The 21,092-nt window shown below is 38.0% G+C and carries 17 protein-coding genes, 4 tRNA genes and 1 pseudogene; 13 read left to right on the top strand and 9 right to left on the bottom strand.

Going from position 1 to position 21,092, the window contains the following annotated elements; all coding sequences use genetic code 11:
• The first annotated feature begins 251 nt into the window (after nt 1–251).
• Nucleotides 252–2,756: an acyl-CoA dehydrogenase gene (locus tag FTV31_RS12445; protein WP_180015116.1), complete on the top strand. Its 2,505-nt coding sequence runs from the start codon at nt 252–254 to the stop codon at nt 2,754–2,756.
• Nucleotides 2,757–2,923: 167 nt separating this feature from the next.
• Nucleotides 2,924–3,316, top strand: a complete 393-nt coding sequence (locus tag FTV31_RS12440) for a carboxymuconolactone decarboxylase family protein (RefSeq protein ID WP_180015134.1) — start codon at nt 2,924–2,926, stop codon at nt 3,314–3,316.
• Nucleotides 3,317–3,449: 133 nt separating this feature from the next.
• On the opposite strand, the gene FTV31_RS12435 is transcribed toward FTV31_RS12440, so the two are convergent.
• The 9 genes from FTV31_RS12435 to FTV31_RS12395 form a co-directional block, all read right to left on the bottom strand.
• Entirely contained in the window at nt 3,450–4,325 is an 876-nt protein-coding gene (locus FTV31_RS12435; RefSeq protein ID WP_180015114.1) for an NAD(P)-dependent oxidoreductase, read from the bottom strand.
• A gap of 15 nt (nt 4,326–4,340) precedes the next feature.
• Nucleotides 4,341–5,702: a pyrimidine utilization transport protein G gene (gene rutG, locus FTV31_RS12430; protein WP_071851883.1), complete on the bottom strand. Its 1,362-nt coding sequence runs from the start codon at nt 5,700–5,702 to the stop codon at nt 4,341–4,343.
• A gap of 33 nt (nt 5,703–5,735) precedes the next feature.
• Nucleotides 5,736–6,251 carry an NADH-dependent FMN reductase RutF gene (gene rutF, locus FTV31_RS12425; protein WP_373686987.1) on the bottom strand — a complete coding sequence of 172 codons (516 nt, stop codon included), beginning with the start codon at nt 6,249–6,251 and terminating at the stop codon, nt 5,736–5,738.
• A 145-nt stretch (nt 6,252–6,396) separates the two neighbouring features.
• On the bottom strand, nt 6,397–6,777 hold the full coding sequence (rutC, locus tag FTV31_RS12420; protein ID WP_180015110.1) for a pyrimidine utilization protein C: 381 nt from the start codon (nt 6,775–6,777) through the stop codon (nt 6,397–6,399).
• A 33-nt stretch (nt 6,778–6,810) separates the two neighbouring features.
• Nucleotides 6,811–7,572, bottom strand: a complete 762-nt coding sequence (gene rutB, locus FTV31_RS12415) for a pyrimidine utilization protein B (RefSeq protein ID WP_180015108.1) — start codon at nt 7,570–7,572, stop codon at nt 6,811–6,813.
• The gene (gene rutA / locus FTV31_RS12410) at nt 7,569–8,675 is read right to left on the bottom strand and encodes a pyrimidine utilization protein A (protein ID WP_180015106.1); all 1,107 of its coding nucleotides are present in this window, start codon (nt 8,673–8,675) and stop codon (nt 7,569–7,571) included. The genes rutB and rutA overlap by 4 nt, the downstream gene beginning before the upstream one ends.
• Before the next feature lie 336 nt (nt 8,676–9,011).
• The gene (gene rutD, locus FTV31_RS12405; protein WP_180015104.1) at nt 9,012–9,803 is read right to left on the bottom strand and encodes a pyrimidine utilization protein D; all 792 of its coding nucleotides are present in this window, start codon (nt 9,801–9,803) and stop codon (nt 9,012–9,014) included.
• A gap of 80 nt (nt 9,804–9,883) precedes the next feature.
• On the bottom strand, nt 9,884–10,141 hold the full coding sequence (locus FTV31_RS12400; protein ID WP_004782755.1) for a hypothetical protein: 258 nt from the start codon (nt 10,139–10,141) through the stop codon (nt 9,884–9,886).
• A gap of 136 nt (nt 10,142–10,277) precedes the next feature.
• Complete coding sequence (locus FTV31_RS12395) at nt 10,278–11,459, bottom strand: S1C family serine protease (RefSeq protein ID WP_004782756.1); 1,182 nt, start codon at nt 11,457–11,459, stop codon at nt 10,278–10,280.
• Between the two features lie 170 nt (nt 11,460–11,629).
• On the opposite strand from FTV31_RS12395, the gene FTV31_RS12390 reads away from it, so the two are divergent.
• From FTV31_RS12390 to FTV31_RS12340, 11 genes and pseudogenes are all read left to right on the top strand, one after another.
• The gene (locus FTV31_RS12390; protein ID WP_180015102.1) at nt 11,630–12,388 is read left to right on the top strand and encodes a Nif3-like dinuclear metal center hexameric protein; all 759 of its coding nucleotides are present in this window, start codon (nt 11,630–11,632) and stop codon (nt 12,386–12,388) included.
• 153 nt (nt 12,389–12,541) lie between these two features.
• Entirely contained in the window at nt 12,542–13,168 is a 627-nt protein-coding gene (locus FTV31_RS12385) for a superoxide dismutase (RefSeq protein ID WP_004782758.1), read from the top strand.
• Between the two features lie 146 nt (nt 13,169–13,314).
• A tRNA-Asn gene (locus FTV31_RS12380) sits at nt 13,315–13,390 on the top strand.
• Between the two features lie 6 nt (nt 13,391–13,396).
• Nucleotides 13,397–13,472 (top strand) — tRNA-Asn (locus FTV31_RS12375).
• 279 nt (nt 13,473–13,751) lie between these two features.
• A tRNA-Asn gene (locus FTV31_RS12370) sits at nt 13,752–13,827 on the top strand.
• A 6-nt stretch (nt 13,828–13,833) separates the two neighbouring features.
• Nucleotides 13,834–13,909 (top strand) — tRNA-Asn (locus FTV31_RS12365).
• 62 nt (nt 13,910–13,971) lie between these two features.
• Nucleotides 13,972–14,295 (top strand): annotated as a pseudogene (locus tag FTV31_RS12360) (DUF2726 domain-containing protein); the annotation flags it as partial.
• Nucleotides 14,296–14,406: 111 nt separating this feature from the next.
• Nucleotides 14,407–16,776 (top strand): hypothetical protein, encoded by a 2,370-nt coding sequence (locus FTV31_RS12355; protein WP_180015100.1) that lies wholly within the window; start codon nt 14,407–14,409, stop codon nt 16,774–16,776.
• A complete protein-coding gene (locus FTV31_RS12350) occupies nt 16,763–18,988 on the top strand; it encodes a hypothetical protein (protein ID WP_180015098.1) in 2,226 nt (741 codons plus the stop codon). Before FTV31_RS12355 ends, FTV31_RS12350 begins: the two co-directional genes overlap by 14 nt.
• Entirely contained in the window at nt 18,985–19,488 is a 504-nt protein-coding gene (locus FTV31_RS12345; protein WP_180004504.1) for a hypothetical protein, read from the top strand. Before FTV31_RS12350 ends, FTV31_RS12345 begins: the two co-directional genes overlap by 4 nt.
• Nucleotides 19,478–20,824 (top strand): site-specific integrase, encoded by a 1,347-nt coding sequence (locus FTV31_RS12340; protein ID WP_180004502.1) that lies wholly within the window; start codon nt 19,478–19,480, stop codon nt 20,822–20,824. The genes FTV31_RS12345 and FTV31_RS12340 overlap by 11 nt, the downstream gene beginning before the upstream one ends.
• The last annotated feature ends 268 nt before the right edge of the window (nt 20,825–21,092 follow it).

The following is a 21,092-nucleotide window of genomic DNA, read 5'->3' as shown; positions in this document are numbered from 1 at the left end:
GATTAAGTTATTACTTATCTTCACATTTCTTTGCGTGTTCTCACTTGAAGACTGCGCATTTTTCAAACAATCTCAAAAACAGATAAAACACTTCAATATATCGTTGAAATATTTAATAACGATCGTTCTCACAACAACAATTGTGAACTTGCCAGTTGCTTAAGCGATGTAAAAAAATTGATCAAGTCTTATGAAGACACCTTATGGAGATCGGCAGCATCACAATTGTATGACCCCGGAGAAATATAACAATGCTATTTATTTTCGCCGTACTTCTTCTTATTGCCAGTTTATGGGCGATTTTCTTTTTTCAACTATCCCGTACCATTGGTGCAATTACCCTGATTATCATTTCAGTAGTTTGTGCCTTTATCAGTCCTTGGTCACTGATTCTGGGTATTCCCATGATCCTGATCAGTCTGGTCGTCATGATCGAACCTTTGCGTATGTCCTTCATTTCCAGGCCAGCCTATAAAGCTTTAGCGGATGCCATGCCAAGCATTAGCCCGACAGAACGTGAAGCTTTGGATTCTGGTACTAGCTGGTGGGAAAAAGAACTCTTTATGGGTGCGCCGAACTGGGAAACTTTTAATAGCTATCCCTATCCAAGACTCTCCGTTGAGGAACAGGCATTCTTGGATAACGAAGTTGAAACACTGTGTAGCATGCTGGATGAATGGGAAATTCATGAGAAGAAAATGCTGCCTGAACATATCTGGCAATATATTAAAGATAATGGCTTCTTGGGACTAATTATTCCCAAAGAATACGGCGGTCGTGCCTTTAGTTCATTTGCTCAAAGCCGGGTGATGAGCAAAATTTCTTCACGCTCTCTCACTGCTGCTGTGAGCTGTATGGTGCCTAACTCACTTGGGCCGGGTGAGTTGTTACTACATTATGGTACCGATGAGCAAAAAGATCGTTATTTACCCGGTCTGGCCAAAGGTGAAGAAATCCCATGTTTTGGTCTGACCAGTCCTGAAGCCGGTTCAGATGCCGGTGCGATTCCAGATACCGGTGTGGTCTGCTATGGACAGTTTGAAGGTCAGGAAGTCTTGGGACTGAGAATGAATTTCTCCAAACGCTGGATTACTCTAGCACCAATTGCCACCGTGGTTGGTCTGGCTTTTAAAATGTATGACCCTGATCATTTACTCGGTGATAAAACAGATTATGGGATTACTTGTGCCTTGCTACCGGCCAATCATGAAGGGGTAAAAGTCGGTCCACGTCATAATCCTGGCTCCCCTTTTATGAATGGTACTGTTGAAGGTAAGGATGTATTTATTCCTTTAGACTGGATCATTGGTGGCGTGAAAAATGCCGGTAAAGGCTGGCGTATGCTGATGGAATGTCTAGCGGTTGGTCGTGGTATCTCCCTACCGGCTTTGTCTACCTCCAGTGCTGAAATGACTTATCTGAATGTCAGTGCGTTCTCGCGAATCCGTCAGCAATTCAAGATTTCAGTGGGTAAATTTGAAGGCGTACAGGAAGCCAATAGTGAAATTGCCAGTGATGCCTATATGCTGGAAGCATTCCGTTATTTAGTGACTTGTGGCTTGAATCAAGGTGGTAAGCCGGCAGTTATGACCGCGATTGCCAAATACTATGCCACAGAGACCATGCGTAAAATCGTCAATCATGGTATGGATGTCGTGGGCGGTCGTGCTATTCAAATGGGGCCTCGTAACTTCCTGGCTCTCAACTATCAGGCCATTCCAGTATCGATTACAGTCGAAGGCGCCAATATTCTGAGCCGTTCATTAATGATCTTTGGTCAAGGCTCAATGCGTTGCCATCCTTATCTATATGAAGAATTACAGCTTCTGCAAGCTGAAGACCCAAAAGCCGCTCTGAATCCATTCGATACTATGTTGTTTAAACATCTGGGTTATACCTTTAACCGGACTGCCCGCTCTTTTGCCTATGCTTTTAGCGGGGGTTCAAGTGCTGCGCCACAAAGTGCAGTTGATTTTACCCGTCCTTATTACAAGATTATTAACCGGCTCAGTGCCAACTTTGCCCTGACTGCAGATATGTGTCTGGGTTTACTTGCCGGTGATATTAAACGCAAGGAAATGCTTTCTGGCCGTCTGGCTGATATTCATGCCCATCTGTTTATTGCGACGGCAATCCTGAAATTCTTTGAACATAGCAAAAAAACTGAAGCTGAACGTCTGCATGCACAATTGGCAATTGAGAAATCTTTATATACGGCTCAGGAAGCATTTTATGACCTGTTTGCGAACTTCCCGGTGGGTGTTGCTGCTGGCATGGTCAAACTTATCTGTTTCCCATTTGGCCGACCTGTCGCGAAACCATCTGACCGACTTAAACAGGAAGTCGCAAATGTCATGATGGAAGATAACGCTTTCCGGAAAGTACTGAAAAAGCATGTTTTCTATAGCACAGCGGAAGATGATGTGAATGGTCGTATGGAATCAACCTTCACCATGTTATTGGAGATTGAGCAGCTTTGGGATCGCTTTAAGAAAGCCGAAAACAAAGGTCAATTTAAAGGACTTAGTTTTGCTGATCATGTGGCTGATGCCCATGAACAAGGCTTTATTAATGAAGAAGAAGCCAATAAGTTACTGCACTATAATGCGCGTCGCTATGACAGCATGTTGACTGATGTCTTCGATCTGCATTTGCAGGAAGTATTGGAACTTGAAAATCCTCATATTTCGAAAGCAGATGCAACAGGTACCGATACTTCGATTCAAAGTGCACCTTCACATTCAACCAGTCCTTAGATAGATCTCTTATCTCAATCGGATCTTGCTTTCCAAAGTGAAGTTATTTCTTGACTTCACTTTGGATATCTCAAGTGGCTATTCAGCCACTTTTTTACGACTATTGCACGATGGTATTTAAGATATAAAACGTTAAGCTAGACCCATAATAAAATTGAGGGTCAATGATGTCACAACAAGATTATGAAAATGGCTTGAAAGTCCGTACTGAAGTGATGGGGGCAAGTTTTGTAAAACGTGCTCAGGACAATACGGTTCCTTTTACCCAACCTTTGCAGGACTGGATTAATGAACATGCCTGGGGTTCGACCTGGCAACGTGAAGGGGTTTTACCACGTAAATACCGTTCTTTAATTACTATTGCTTTTCTTACCGCGCAAAAAAGCCCAACTGAATTGAAAGGCCATGTTCGTGGCGCTTTGAATAATGGTGCAACAGTTGAAGAAATCCAGGAAGTGCTACTGCATAGCCTGCCTTACTGCGGTGCCCCTGCCACTCAGGAAGCCTTCCGTGCAGCGCTTGAAGTAATTCAGGAATATCAAGCGAATCAGCAGAATTAAGAATTGCTTAGGCTATTTAACTGGCTTATCAATAATAAAGCCGGGAATTAAAATTCCCGGCTTTTTAAATTTTAAAATGATATATCTATAGCTATAACTTCTTTAACACTGTCTTTAATATTGTTTGAAAAGATTATCCTCTTAATTCAATTTGAGTACGTTGCTCCAAGCCTTGCACCGCAGCGGAGAAATCCAGCTGGCTGGCCTGTGGCTTGGAAATCTGCTGAAACTCCTGCTGAACCAAAGACATCACCGTTAAATCCAGTTGCTGTTGCTGCACCAGTTCCAAGGCAATACCAATATCTTTCTGCAATAAATCCAGCGCAAAGGTCTTGTGAAACTCACGGCTCAGTACACGCTGTGCCATGATATTTTCCGACATGCTGCTTTTACCACTGGAATGATTAATACAGTTTAGTGCACTGTTTAAATCAACGCCCTGCCCTTTCAGCACAGTCAGCCCTTCAGCCAAGGCCCATAAGTGAGTCGCCATTAAGGTATTATTCACGGCTTTCACCGCAAAACCAGAACCGCTTTCTCCCACATATTCAATCAGGCCAGCAAAGGCATCAATGATCGGCTTGACTTGTTCAAAGGCTTGTTCATTGCCTCCGACCATCACAGTTAAAGTACCGCGTTCCGCTCCAATGGTTTGGCCAGAAACCGGTGCATCCAGATAAAAACTGCTTTGTTGCTCCAAGAGCTTCGCCAGTTTCTGTGCTGATTCCGGTACACCACTGGTACAGTCAATCCAGATTGCACCTTGTTTGGGTGGATGAGCTGCAATTAATGCTTCTACATCCTGACTGGTCGGTAAACAGGAAAAGATAAAATCTGCCTGAACCGCCTGCTCAATACCAACTGCCTGCGTTACAAAAGTTTCGGCATGCGCTACAGCTTTCTGTTCAGTACGGTTCCAGACCCACACCTGATGTCCGAGTTTTGGCAAATGGGAGGCCATATGCCAGCCCATTGCCCCGAGTCCTAAAAATGCAATTGTATGACTCAAAAAATGCTCCTCATTTTAAACGACTGGCTTAGCCTCAACTTCGGTTACAGTTTCAGCTGGTTCAGATGCTGGTAATTCTTTATCTTCACCACGGTTCAGGAATAGATTCAATAGAATTGCGGCTAAGGTTGCGGTACCAATACCCCCCAGATCAAAACCACCGATCTGCAAGCTATAGTTGCCTGTGCCCATGATCAGACAGACGGCACCAATAATCAGCGTACTGTTCTTGGTGAAATCAACACGGTTATCCACCCAGATTTTCGCACCAGCCACCGTAATCAGACCAAATACGACAATCGATGCACCACCCAATAAAGCCACTGGAATGGTACTGATCACTGCGCCAAATTTAGGCGAAAGTCCGAGTAAAATTGCGAAGATACCAGCAAAGACAAATACAGTGGTTGCATAAACTCTGGTGACTGCCATTACACCGATATTTTCGGCATAAGTGGTCATGCCTGTACCACCGACAGAAGCTGACAATGAAGTACACACCCCATCAGCAAAGAAACCGCGTCCCATATACGGTGACAGGTTTTTACCGGTCATCGCAGAGACTGCCTTAAAGTGTCCCAGATTTTCTGCAACCAAGATAATTGCCACTGGTGCAATCATTAGCATGGCATTTATTTCAAAGACCGGACTCTGGAAATTTGGCAAACCAAACCATGCTGCTTCACTGACCTTGGTAAAATCAATCGCAGGTCCGAAGCCCATCACATTGGTGAAAAGGAAATAAATCAGGTAGGAAGATAATAAGCCCAATAACAATAATAGACGGCGTACCATTCCTCGGGTAAACACAGCAATCACACTGATACAGATAATCGTGATTAAAGCCATCCACGAATCAAACTGATTCGCTGAAACACTCTTAATCGCGACGGGTGCCAGATTCAAACCGATGATCATCACGATCACGCCTGTCACTACTGGCGGCATCAGTTTTTCAATCCAGTTGGTGCCAGTTTTCATCACCAGCAGACCAATCAAGGCATAAACAATACCGCAAGCAATCGTACCGCCAAGGGCTAATCCTATATTTGGATTGGCTCCAACCCCTGAATAACCCGTCACTGCGACGACCGCACCAATAAAGGCAAAGCTTGATCCCAGATAACTAGGCAATCGACCGCCCGTGATCAGGAAAAATAAAATGGTCCCAATCCCAGTAATGAAAATCGTGAGATTGGGATCAAACCCCATTAATAAGGGTGCCAGCACGGTTGCGCCAAACATGGCAAACACATGCTGCAACCCGAGAATAATACTTTTTCCAGCAGGCAGATATTCATCTGTTTGCACGGGTGTGGTATCGAGATTGCCTTGGTAAGGCTTAAATTTTGGAAACCACGTTTCTTTTTCTTGCATCGGCTTCCCCTCCTTGATTAGGATTGAATTGAATTAGCACATTTTGTGTGGCTCACAGTAAGAACGGTTGAAGTACATCAGCGCATTGCCTTGACTCTGGCACATGGCTTTCACCTCACAGAACAGCACGTCATGACTGCCTACGGATAAACATTGGACCACCTCGCAGTCAAAACTGACTAAGGCATCTTCAAGTACAGGCGACTGGGTCACCAACGTTTTCCAGTTCCCCTGACTGAAACGCTCTGCCATTGGTGTTTTTCCACCAAACAGATTGGAAAGATGTTGTTGATGTGATGCCAGGGTATTCACACACAACACCTGATTCTTTTTAAAGGTTTCATAAACTGAAGCAGAACGGTTCAGACACACCAGCAACGTTGGTGGTGTATCCGTCACGCTGCATACGGCCGAAGCGGTAAATCCAGCCATTCCTGCCTCACCTTGCGTGGTAATGACATTGACTGCAGCCCCGAGATTGGACATGCCTTGACGGAAAATCTGCTGATCAACTTGGGTAAAGATGTCATCTGATGCGTTAGTCGCCAAAACCTTATTTAATGCTTTATTTTCTGCAACTGTCTCTGTGATGATTTTAGATAGTTTGGCATTCATGCTGTTCTCCCTACCCCAAGTCGATGTTCAGTTTCAGACCTGGGGCATCTAGTAATGAGATTGAATCAGGTGGATCGGCTTATACATGGGCAATCGAAGCAATTTCGACTAGCGCATCAGGTTTGACCAAACCTGTCTGTACGCAATACCGTGCCGGCTTATCTCCCGGGAAATACTCTGCATAAACGGCATTAATCGCCGCATAATCTGCCCAGTCTTTGACAAATACATGATTGAAAGTCACGTCATCCATGCTGCCACCGGCTTCTTCAATGACACGTTTGATGGTTTCCAAAATATGACGGGTCTGGGCTGCCGCATCACCGACATGCACAACGTTATTATTTTCATCAAAAGCCAATGTACCGGATACATACACAATATTGTCTGCCTTGGTTGCCGGTACATACGGTGCTAATGGTTTCGATGTTCCTGATGGAATAATAATTTCTTTAGGCATGCTATTTTTTCCTTAATCCTGATCTTTAATTCTTTATGCGCTTACAGCTAATTTAATTTCTTTTAGTGACTCACTTTCTTTTTGAAAGGTTTCAACAAAATTTGCGGTATCTGACACCCAGCCAAAGAAGGTCTTGATGTTATACAGACTGGCTTCATGCGCTTCGACTGGACCTGCCTGATGGCAGGCATCAGCAAGTGCCACGCCGAAATACTCTAGGAAGAAGCCATCGCGTAGCGTCGATTCCACACAAACATTAGTGGCAATCCCGACAAAGACCAGATTGCGAATACCTCGAACACGCAACATGCTGTCCAGCGCGGTATTAAAGAAACCGCTATAACGTGGCTTTTCGATCACCAGGTCTTGTGGCACTGGCTTTAACTCATCAATCAGCTCAAAATCCCAACCGCCTTTTGCTAATAATTGCCCCTGTAATTCAGGATGTTTACGCATGGTTTTTAAGGCATTCGATTTATGGAAGTTTGGAGAGTCGGCACCACCCGCTTCCTTATATTCCGCATCCCAGCCATTTTTGAAATAAATCACCTGAATACCGGCTGCATGCGCTGCATCAACTGCCTTTTTAATATTTTCAACCACTGGCTTGGTCTTTGAGACATCAAAGCCCGCCAGATCCAGATAGCCGCCTTGCGAGGTATAAGCATTCTGCATATCAATGACGATCAAAGCTGTTTGTTCTGGTGCAAGACAAATCGCTTCGGGTTCAGCTTTAAGGATTTTTCCTGTGCCGAGTTTTTCCGTAAAACCGGCTGTTACCACTGATTCACTCATGCGCTTTTCTCCAGAACCGGTTCTGTACCTTCAATGACAATATGCTCACGGCATTTCATCAGTGGCTGGATTTTTTGACCGAAATCTTCAACCCCCTGAATAAAATCATCAAAAGTCAGTAACACACCCTCAGTGCCCTTGATCTCGCCAATTTCATCCAACATTCGTGCCACATTTTCATAAGAACCTACCAGCGTACCCATATTGATATTCACTGGAGATACGCTAGAAGCCATTTGCCGGATATTGGTATCTGTGCCCGAAGTGGTATCTTTACCGCCTTGATTCATCAGCCAGTTAATCGCTTCTATGTCGGCACCATCGTTATAGTGCTGCCATTTGGCTTGAGCTTCTTCATCGGTTTCTGCCGCAATGACCATAAACAGCACATAAGTCTGTACATCACGGCCAGTCACATCTGTTTTTTCTTTCAGGCGGTCATTAATTTCTGCATAAGCTGTTGGAGTATTCAGGCCTTTGCCAAATACGAAGTTGTAGTCGGCATATTGTGCAGAAAACTCTAAACCTGCATCAGACTGACCTGCACAGATAATTTTCATATCCGCTTGTGGACGTGGGCTGACACGGCAGTCTTCCATCTGGAAATATTCGCCTTTAAAGTCTGATTTACCAGTCGCCCAAACTTCACGCAGAATCTGTACATATTCAGACAGATATTCATAGCGTTTACCAAAATAGTCGTTGCCTGGCCACATGCCCATTTGGGTATATTCAGGTGGCTGCCAGCCGGTCACGACATTCAGACCAAAACGACCATTGGAAATCGAATCAATCGTAGAAGCCATACGCGCGACAATTGCAGGTGGCATCACCAGAGTTGCGGCAGTTGCGAAAATTTTAATTTTGCTGGTGACAGCAGCAAGACCTGCCATCAGGGTGAAAGTTTCCAGATTATGTTCCCAAAATTCAGTCTTGCCACCAAAGCCACGCAGCTTGATCATAGAAAGTGCGAAATCGAAACCATAGTGCTCAGCACGCTGTACGATTTGTTTGTTTAACTCAAAAGTCGGCATGTACTGCGGTGCATTTTCAGAGAGTAACCAGCCATTATTTCCGATTGGACAGAAGACACCTATTTTCATTTTCACACCTCATTATTTTTAACACTTATTCAAATTTCTGATTCCACTTCAGGAATTTTATTTACAAGATAAACATTGCAAAGCGTGTGCCAACTATATTTAATTTATAATTATCAATTACTTAATATTTTATTTTTTGAATTTTTAGTAAAATAACCATTTTTACCTATGAGTCAATTTTGAACATATTGTTTCATTCAAGTGCACTCGTAGCAATTTTTGCATTTGCAGTTCATGCATCAATTCGAAGTGAAAACCATGCTGATGCTACAAAAATGATTGATTAGAAAAAATAAAAAACCAGACACGAGGTCTGGCTTTAAAAAAATCTTCAAACTAAGGGGAAATCAGGAATGAAAGGATCAGTTGATTCACCTGATCCGTTTCGGTCACGGTAGATGCATGTGCACCTGTATCAAGCAAACTGAGGTGACTATGCGGCAGGCATTGTTGTAATTGTTGTGATCGCTGATAAGGCACCAGAAAATCATCTTGGTTAGCAAGCAGATGCACACGAACATCTTTTAGTGCCTGACGATGTTGTGCGTTCAGTTTAAAAGCCTGCACGGCTTGTAGACGTGCCAGAACATTTTGGATCGGTGGAAAGTCTAATAACTGCTTATTTTCTGCTTCGGTTAACTGATCAATATGGGTTGAGATCCACTGCGGCGGATAAAGAAATAAAGCCTGTGCCCGCACATAAGCCTCTGGTCCGCTATTCACTAATAAGGAAGTTCGTGCCTCGAAACATTTCTGAGTATGAGCATCCAGCTCTCCCCAGGCATTTAACATGGTCAGACTGAGCAGCTTAAACTTTCTTTCAGCCTGATAGGTCGCTAGTTGCATGCCGATATGTCCGCCCAATGCATGCCCGATGAAATGAAACTCTCGAATGCCATCATTGATCAATAAATCCAGAATCTGGCCGGCCATATGGTCGATCGAATAAGACGTGGGCAATAGCTCAGAATCTGAATGACAGCCTTCCTGATCATAAGTGACTACATGAAAATGCTGCTGTAAAACTCTAATTTGAGGATTCCAGAAACTGGCATGCCCGCCCAGTCCGGATGAAAGCACCACATAAGGTGCATCTGCCTGTGCTGCAGGATGAATAAATAAAGACATAAATTTCTCATAGTTTCGTTATGAGGTAAATGCAGCAAAATATATGCCTGAACAGGATTTTTTTTGAACAATTGATAAAATTATAGCCAGTAGACATTAAAGCTATAATAAAATTCCTGCACCTCAAAGCGTACGTTATAACCAAGCTCAGTCAATTCCGCCGAAAGACCACGAATTTCTTCCAAGGGCAAATGTTTGGGAAATACCGTTAGCACAGCGGTATTGCCCAGTCGGGCATTATCTTCAATCAGTTGAGCCAAGCGAGGCTTGTACATTTCAATATTTAAATTAGCCACGTTCGATAAAATTTTGGCCTGATCTGCAGTCATAAAACTCATTGTTCTTCACTCTTTTTGATTTTTATTCAATGAAGTTAAATGATTTAATTCACATAAAATATTTTTGTTTTGTATCTAAAGTAAATCAATCGTGCATAAAAAAATCCCTCACATGGAGGGATTTTCTTAGAAAAAATTACTGACCTGGTAAAGGAATATATTGTGAAGAACTGCTTTGCGTTTTACGTTCACTAATCACCACATCCAGTGTCATGGTTTTTCCAGCGCGCTCTACTTCAATCTGAACGGTACTGTTTGGTGCCTGTAAAGCGACAAAATTAATCAGATGTGAGGCAGAAGTAATCACTTCATTATTTACTTTGATAATTTTATCACCACGCTGGATGCCAGCTTTTGCTGCTGGTCCATTTTCCAGCACTTCAGCGACCACTACACCTGATTCTTTAGGTTGCAGTACATCATTACGTTCAGTCGGTAACAGACTGATACCCAGCCAGCCACGAACGACACGGCCATCTTTCAGGATTGCATTCATCACCTGTTGACAGATTTTAGCTGGAATCGCGAAACCAATCCCCAGCGAGCCACCTGTTTGCGAGAAAATTGCTGTATTGACCCCGATCAGGTTACCAGCCACATCAATCAATGCACCACCCGAGTTGCCCGGGTTAATTGCAGCATCTGTCTGAATAAAATCTTCATAGGTATTGATGCCCAAATCAGAACGGCCTGTTGCAGAAATAATCCCCTGAGTCACGGTTTGACCGACACCGAACGGATTACCAATTGCCAGAACGACATCACCGACTTCATTGCCACTCAGCTTGAATGGCAAAACTGGCAATTGTTCAAGTTCGATCTTGATTACAGCCAAATCCGTATCCGGGTCTGTGCCCACGACTTTAGCTTCGGCACGGCGTCCATCATGCAAGGCCACTACAATCTGGTCTGCTTGTGCAATCACGTGATTATTGGTCAGGATATAACCATCAGGACGGACTATCACGCCCGAACCTAAACTGTTTTCATTTGGACTTTGACCAAACTGGTCTGGCAACTGATCACCGAAAAATTCACGGAAGACTGGATCTGTCAGTAAAGGATGCGCCTGCTGTTTTACTTTTTGTGTGGTAAAGATATTCACCACCGCAGGTGCTGCGACTTTCACGGCGGCACTATAGGAGACAACGCCTCCAGAACGCGAAGTATCAATCAACGGTTCTACTTTTTCAGCAGGCATTTTTACGCCATCCGGCGCAATCGGTGATTTAGGTTTCTGCAGCTGCTGCCACCCCAAAAATCCGATAATGACTAAAATCAGTAACACCCAAGGTAACCATGTAAAGGTGCGGCGCACTTTGCTATCCTCTAAAATATTTTAATTCGTTGATGACTAAGTAATTTGTATCCTATTGTAATGCCAAATACATAACTAAACACAAAAAAATCCACAGAGATTTGTGCTGCTTTAGTTACAATTGGACATATAAATAAGAATTGGCAAGTTCATCAACTGACAGGAATTTTATGGCGAATTTAAACGAGATTATCCGCTGGTGCGATCAGACTTTGGCATCTTCCGAATTTAAGGACTATGCACCGAATGGCTTACAAATCGAAGGCCGCGCTGAAGTCAATAAAATTTTATGTGCCGTTACTGCCTCACAAACCGCGATCGAAGCTGCGATTAAACAGGGTGCTGATTTGTTACTGGTTCACCATGGTTATTTCTGGAAAGGCGAAGCCTACCCGATTACCGGGATGCGTGGTAAACGAATTAAAAGCCTGATCCAAAATGATATTTCGCTTGTTGGTTATCACCTGCCTTTAGACAGCCATCCAACTCTGGGAAATAATATTGCGATTGCAGACCTGCTGGAACTAGAAAATTTGGAACAGCTTGATCCGAGTGAGCGCCGTCCAATTGGGAATATTGGTTATTTAAAGCAGGCCATGACGCCAGAAGGATTCAAGGCCTATGTATCAGAAAGACTTGGCTATGATGCGTTGCATTTACCTGCCGAAAAAAGCCTGATTCAAAAAGTCGGTTTCTGTACTGGGGGTGCACAGGATTATATTCATAAAGCGGCGGCACAAGACTGTGATGCTTATATTTCTGGCGAAGTCAGTGAGCGTACTTTTTATGATGCTCAGGAGCTGGATGTGCATTATTATGCCTGCGGCCACCACGCCACTGAAAAATATGGTGTACAACGTCTGGCTAAAGCTATTTCAGAACAATTTAATATTGAGTATAGTTATTTCGAATTAAACAATCCGATTTAATTTCGATTGGCAAGTACATTGGTGGCTTTATCTTTAAATTTTCAGGCTTTATTCTGTATTGTTATTTATACACAGTGCGCATTTTTGCCTAAGAATCTATTACAATAACGCCACTTATTGTCAAAACCCAGCAAAATGCAAGGAATTGAAAACATGACAACCATTACTTTACCACCATTACCATACGACTACGACGCTCTTGCTCCACACATCAGCAAAGAAACTTTAGAATACCACCACGACAAACACCACAATACATATGTGGTTAACCTGAACAACCTGATCGCTGGTACTGAGCTTGAAGGCAAAACTCTAGAAGAAATCATCAAAGCAACTGCTGGTGATTCATCTAAAGCAGGTGTATTTAACAACGCTGCGCAAGTATGGAACCACACATTCTACTGGAACTGCTTGACTAAAAACGGTGGCGGTAAAGCAACTGGCGCTTTGGCTGCAAAAATTGACGAAGCTTTCGGTTCTTACGAAAAATTCGCTGAAGAGTTCGCAACTGCTGCTGCAACTCAGTTCGGTTCAGGTTGGGCTTGGTTAGTTGCTGATGAAGTAAACGGTAACCTTTCTATCCTTAAAACTTCAAATGCTGACACTCCAATGGCACACGGTAAAATTGCTGTGTTGACAATCGATGTTTGGGAACACGCTTACTACATCGATTACCGTAACGCTCGTCCTAAATACATCTCTACTTTCCTAGAAAGCCTGGTGAACTGGGACTACGCAAACGCGAAATATGCAGGTCAACCTGCTGGTGTTGAGAAATAATTTTTATTTCCAGCTTAAAAAATCACCCTTTATGGGTGATTTTTTTATTTTTAGGCCTGAGGTGCATATTAAAAAAGCAAATGATTCATTTCTTTACAGGAATTGATTGACGGTCTTTGTTTTCCTGCCTAAAATGCGCATCAGATTCTCCAATAGCTCAGTCGGTAGAGCGACGGACTGTTAATCCGCAGGTCCCTGGTTCGAGCCCAGGTTGGAGAGCCAATCTATTCTCCCATAGCTCAGTCGGTAGAGCGACGGACTGTTAATCCGCAGGTCCCTGGTTCGAGCCCAGGTGGGAGAGCCAAGATTCCGAAAGAACCCACTCATTGCGAAGTGGGTTTTTTTATGTCTATCTTTTTGGGATTAAATATCTATATGAGTCCTGTTTGTAGTTTTAGCGACTTGCAACCCTGGCAGCGAATAATCACGCAACCCCTCTACCCTTAATCTGGGTTTACATAAACATAACATTTTGAACTACAATCATTTTTGATTATTTTTAAAACACTTGATTCAGTTTTTTTAGCTTTTTTATAAAAGTGCCTTGACCCCTTTTTAAATCTCTCTATAATCGCTTGCAGATTCTCCAATAGCTCAGTCGGTAGAGCGACGGACTGTTAATCCGCAGGTCCCTGGTTCGAGCCCAGGTTGGAGAGCCAATCTATTCTCCCATAGCTCAGTCGGTAGAGCGACGGACTGTTAATCCGCAGGTCCCTGGTTCGAGCCCAGGTGGGAGAGCCAAGATTCTGAAAAAACCCACTCATTGCGAAGTGGGTTTTTTATTCTTTTTTCTTTTATGATCCGTGTTTGATTTGAGTCAGTTTATATTCTTTGTGATTGGCTGTCTGGCAAGCTTTGCCTTAATTTGCCTGCTCTTCCCCCATCTGTTTACCCGCCAGAAGAAATTCTATCCCAAGCGTGTTATTACAGCTTTCGAAAGCAAGATGTTTACTCGCCTGAAAGATGCTTTTCCACACCATCACATTCTGGCACAGGTCGCATTTAGTGCTTTGATTACGCATGATAATATGAAAATGCGCAGTAAGTTTAACCGCAAAGTGACCGATTTTGTGGTGATGGACCGGGAATATAATGTGGTGGCGATTATAGAATTGGATGATCGCAGTCTTTTCCTAATTGACCAAAGTTGTCAAATTGATTCTTTATAGATTTTTCATTGACATAGTACATTTTTTAACCTTTAATTTATTTGACAATCGTCATGGATGGAACATTCTGTGAAAGTTAAATACCTTAAGGATTATGATCACTCAGACACTTTAGATATTGCTAGCCGTTACTGGCTAAAACAAGAAGAACAGAAGCTTAATAAGCTTACTGCACTAGTAGCCCTCTATTGCGCGTATATCGAATGTTTGAAGGGTACATCGAGTCAACACTCAATATTCAATTTAACATCGTCTGCTGCACTGGAGGATCATGTAGAGTGCTTTATAGGATTTATCTACACTGAAATAGATACAAGTAATTACAACAAATACCACTATAGCTATGAAGTTCAGTTAGTATTCAATAATCTAGCTTTATTTCTAAATAAAAGGAAAACTACAATTTTCCTTTCATTTAATACAATAAGTGAAGACGTAGAACATTGTATATTTCTATATAAAAATACTGAAAAAAATATAGAAAAAATTGAATATTATCAAGGTTGGAGCATTTGCAGCAATGATAAGAAAATTATGAATCTAAATATCAGTATTATTTACGATGCATATGGAAAAGAGTTCACACATAAATTACATCAAATAATGATAACTTATGGAAAAAAAATAATATCAACCACATTGTCAAAAAAAATTGGATATCTAGTTAGCTTATTTAGAATTTTAGTTCTAGTTTATCCAAATATTAAAAACTTACAGAGGGCAATGTCTTCAGAGTATGCATTTGAAAGCATGCTTATTATTTATAATTTATGCTTAATTGATGCAAAAATAAAAAACTATAATATTGGTCATTTTCACGGAAGATGGAGTTGTATGGTCGATATGTACAGCTTATTAGTCAACTATGGAATATTTCAAGAACCTCTCACAGAAATACTTAGGCCAATCTATAAAAATTGTACAAATAAAAATACTACAACAAATGTGATAAAAAACAATAAACAACAATTATTACATAATAAATTAGTAACACAAATTCCACTAAGCTATACAGATAGTGAGGCTAAAGAATTAATTTTTATTAAAATAATTAATGAAATTGACCATATAGTCTACTGTTCAGAATTACTCAGACAAAAAGTAAATGAAAAATATGATTATTTTATTGAATGCAGCAACAAAGGAACTATTAAAGTAAACCAAAATAATAATTTAAGAAACCCTGTACCGATAGGAACTCTAAGTAAAAATAACACATTTCGTACTTATTATGAAACTCCCTTTAAACACAAAGACATTAAGAATTATTCAAACTTTCTAGGTATATCAGGTTTTAGCAAGGAAAAAGATATCATTAAGGATGAAATTTTTTATTCAAGTTATAATACATTATATCCTTTACTTATACTATTAATTAATCAACATCCCGCGATTACTGAATCATGGCTACTGAGTTGGAAATTGTATGACAATAAGAGTAATGTAGGTCTTTTTAAAATTGGGGAATCTTGGTATAGCAAGTCTTTCAAAAAAAGAAAAGGAGTGAATCATGCTGAACAATTAATTAAGTTAAATTCTCAATCGGTAAAAATAATTGAAGACATCATAAGAATTACTAGCATAGCAAGAAATTATTTAAAATCAGAGAATAATAAAGATTATGAATACATGCTATTAGCTTCAAGAACTGCATTTACAGAACCAAAAAGAGTAAAAAAGATTGAAAATGGTACATGTACCACACTAATTAATTGCTTAAAAAATTCATATGAAATAACAAGTTATAGAAATAGTGAGATATTACTTAATAATAACGAAAGTAAACATATCTTTCAAAATTTAACCTTAACAAGGTTTAGAGCAAGTTGTGGTGTACGTGTTTACTATGAAACAATGTCTGTCAATAAAATGAGTATCGCACTAGGTCATGAGGAATATAACCCTAGTTTGATAGATTCATATTTACCAGATGCTCTATGGAAATTTTACACAAATAGATGGATACGAATATTTCAAAATGCTCTAATTTATGAATCTATGAAAGAGTCTATTTATTTATTTGAATCAGTAGACTTCACTAAAGATGAACTTGATAAATTCATAAATAATCATGCATTCAAAGACATGCCTCATCATATTGAAAAAGGATTTCATGAAATAAATATTGAAAAAAAAAATAACAACGATAAAAATAGTTATATAGGTATTTATTTAATAACAGTTCCTCTTCTACAAATTTTTCTGGCAGTTAAATACTTATTTGAGGAGACTTCTCACAATGAAAAAGACATAAAGAAACATTTAAAATGGTGGTACACAAGTGCGAATTATGTAATATCTCAGATTGAAGAATCACAAAATAATTTACAACAATGCTTGTATTTGACTAAAGACATAATAGAAATGTATAAAATAGCGAAAAACAACCCAATAAAGCATCAAATAATTGAAGGAATATTTACAAATGATCGTGAATAATGCATTAAAAGAAATTATATCCGACATTAATAAAAATATTGAAAATATGTCAATAAATGAACTTATGCTATTAAAGAATGAGATGATAAAAAACCCTAATAACTATGAATTAATTGAAAAATCTTTTGAAAAAACATCGACCATACACAATTTAAAACTATCAGATGTAAGAAATCCAGATTGGTTTTATAATAATACTAAATTTGAATCAAATATATGGATGATAAAAATAAATAAAAAAATAACAACGATCAACTTCAATAAAATAAAGATTGATAATAATATTAAACTAACAGAAAGACCAAAAATTCTAAATACCTTCAAATACTGGCTTTGCATTCAAAGCCACCCTATTTACAATAATGGTTTTTTACTCAAAAATCAAACAATAAGCATCAACTTAAGTAATATAACACACTTCATAAACTCTATTTTAATTAACTCAAAATATTTAAAATTAAGCAAGTACAATTTAGAAAAAGTCAATGAAGACTATATTGTTGACTATTTAGTCAATATAGCAAACTATGGTAAAATAAATGCATCAATAAATTATTATAATTTAGTTGCAGAGTTCCTAAGAGAAAAGATTAAGGAAATAAATTTAAATGATATATTAGAATTTGAAAAAGAATTTCCTTTTGTTAATAATCACAACCATAATGATGAACTTGACTTGACATTAGAAGAGCTAAGAAAGTCTAAATATTGGCTTTATTTTAATAAAGGTTACTCTACATATAATCCCAACAAAGTGTTAACTAATTTTTTCATTAAATGCTTTGAGAATAAAATCATTGTTTTTAACCAGCACCCCATTACTTTACATCAATTAAACTTAATTAAGGATAAATCTAATACAGAGTATTTATCTCTTCCTTGTAAGACTAGAGATGAAGAAAACTTTTCATATCAAGACATTCAATCTCAAATAAAGAACTTAAAGAAAATTGTATTTATCCACTCTCAAAATGATTGTGCCCAAATAAATATTTCAAACTTTAATACTATAGGTGTAAAACGAATAAGTAAAATAACCCCTTTAAGAGATCTGGGGCGATTTGCAACACTACCTGCTGAGGTAACTTTTAAAGCAATACATGATTCATTTGAATTTATTCATAAATATTTAGATATATTACTTGATACTATTATTAGATATTCTTTATTCATAAAGAATAAAGAAGGAGATTTCAAAGATTTCTATAACTCTCCAGATTTTCCTGACACATTAAAGAGCATAGGTATTAAAGAGTTAAAAATACCTGATGATGAAAATTTTTTTATAAATTTACGAATGAATCATGGATTTATAGATTTTTACAATATTCTTTTAGGGTCAATATTAGTTGCATTAGGTGCAATCACCGCTAGACGCATCTCTGAAATTATTGATCTACAATCATTAGATTGCTTATTGCCTAAAAATGTTGATCCATTTATAACAGAACATAAAGAGTTTGAGGTTATATTTGATAATCGAAAAAGTGGTGTTGGTGGCATTAATTTTCATCGTGAAAAGATGGCAAGACCTATACCAAGCATAATAGCAAAAATAATTTATAAACTTGAAAAGTTCAATTCAGTAATTTTAGATAATAATTTATCTAAATTATCAGATATTAATTTGGTTAATAGATATTCTTATGCTAGAAACACATGGTCAAAGTTATCTCATTCAACTTATGGTAACTTACTAAATTTATTTTGTGATTATTTTCAAACAAAAGTAATAGAATTTACCCCAAATGAATATAGAAGATATTATATACGACAGCATCAACTTAGACGTTTTTTTGCAATGATGTTTTTCTGGTCAAAAAGCTTTGATGGTTTAGATACATTACGCTACTTCCTTGGTCATACAGATATTGAACATTTATATCATTATATTACTGAACCTTTAACAGGTAGCGTTCTAAATGGCGTAAAATCTCATACAATTTCTGAAGCTTATTTAGGAAAATCAGGCCCAATTGTTAAAAACATTGAAAATTTGCGTGCAGTATTAATAAATCATTTCAATGTTGATGACTTGGAAATAATAAGCGCAAACAACTTTAAGCTGACAAATAATTTATCAAGCAAAATAAACTATCTTATAGATGAACATATAATTGACCTTCAACCTAGATTTTTTACCACCAAAGACAAAAAAAATAATACAATCCAAGAATTTGAGTTAATATTAATAATTAAGGATGATTTATGAAAAAAATTGATTCTCCTGAAGTTGAAAATTCAATTCAATCTGAAATTGACTTACTTCAACTTATAGTAAAAAAACCAAACAATTATATAAATGACAATACAATAAAATATGCTATTTCATCTCAAAAAAATATGGCTAAATACTCTAATAATGACTATGGCATTATCTCTCTATCACTAAACTCACACAAGCTTTATGTAAACAAGTATGCTAATATGACTTATAATCAGTTTAATGAATTGAGAATAAAAGCATTATTTTCAATCAGTAAAATCCCTGCAACCAAAAAGAATAAAATTGAAGAATTAAAAGCAGAGAATAACAACTTAAAAATCAATAACTTAATCCTTATAAAGATCATATATGATCTAAAGTCAACAATTTCAAATTTAGCTTTAAAAACCAATAGCAAATATACAATTGATGAAATAAATAATAAACTAAAACAATTTGAAAAATTATTAAACCATGCTAATGAGGTTTATTTTCATGAAGAATAAAAAACTATATTCAATGGTTATTAATTTTTCACTACCAAATTATATCTCCACATCCAAACAAGATATAAAATTTTACAATCTTGATGCCTTACCCTTTTTATTATTCCCTAATGGAATCCCATGCTATGAAGCTAATTCATATCTTATTTATAAATTAAAATTTGGTTATTCTGAAAACTATAATGGTGGCACATATAGAATATTTGCCAATCATTTGAGTCATTTTATCAGATTTACTTTTTATTGTAAGGAAATTGAAAATTTCTCTCAATTTGATGATAATTTATTTTCTGATTTTATGGATTATTTACAAGATGATCCTCTTGTTCGTTCGAATAATCAAATTATAAACATTGCTTATCAAATTATAGATTTTCTTTTTTTCATTGGGGAGCTTTATAATATTAATAATTTTATTGGAATTGGTAAAAATAATAAAATAAATTTAAGTAATAAAAATAAGAATGTTTATAGAGATAATAACAAAAAAAACTCTAACCCTAATTATTTTCATTATTCATTTCCTCCTCCTTCACCTAAACGAAAACGCTATCCTGTTTCCCTCGATGATTACAATAAGCTTCTGAATCATATAAATAACTCTGACATTGAGCCCCTAAGACATAGAAACTTATGTCTTCTCCAAGCACTTGAAAATACAGGTGGTAGAAGATCTGAAGTCTGCTCTATATCCATGAATTCTTTAAGATCAGCTTTAAAGACTGATTCAATCTCACCTTTGCTAGAAATTATAAATTTAAAAAATAATCGTTTAACAAAGACACGGGAAATTCCTGTTTCAAGAACTTTTTTACTGAATTTACGCTTTTATGTTCAATACTATAGAAATCCGATACTTCAAAAAAAAGGCATTAATCATGATTATATTTTTATTTCCCACACATCTGGTCATCCCTTACAACCAGATACATTAACTACTTATATGAATAATTGGTCCAAAGATGCCAATCTTTCCTCAAAAGTCTGTGCCCACATGTTCCGTCATAGATTTATTACAGAAAAATTTAAATCTTTAATTTTAGAACATGAATTATCGAATAGCGATGAATTTCGTAAACTGCTATTAAATACTTATCGATTAAAACAAATTATGCTTGAATGGACTGGTCACAGATCTATTACATCTTTAGATACATATATAAATTTAGCTTTTGATGAGCTTTCTGAAATCGATGAATTAAAAGAAAGAATTCTTGCAACCCCTTCTAATCATGTGATTAACACACACATCAATTTTTTAGAAAACTCTTTAAATAATAATCTTCCGATTGATCCTATTATATTACGCGAACTTATTGATCAACTTAAAAAATAAAACAAACTCTTAAATAAAGTTAATTACTTAATTTAATATTACATAACAGGTTCATTATATATAAACTATTCTTGTACAAACCTGCCAATATACCTTTATTTTACAATAGCTTTCTCAAATGAATTGGCCTATACCTAAACTGGTAATCCTCCCATAAATAACCGAAGTTAAAAGTAGAGGTTAAGCAGCCATTAGAGGTGGCTTTCCTTTGTTAGCTAGATGTGGTCTTTCATGGTTGTAATGCCACAACCAGTTTGTTGCATAATCT

This window comes from Acinetobacter sp. YH16031 (assembly GCF_013417335.1).
Lineage (GTDB): Bacteria > Pseudomonadota > Gammaproteobacteria > Pseudomonadales > Moraxellaceae > Acinetobacter.
This window is presented reverse-complemented; position numbering and strand designations above follow the sequence as displayed.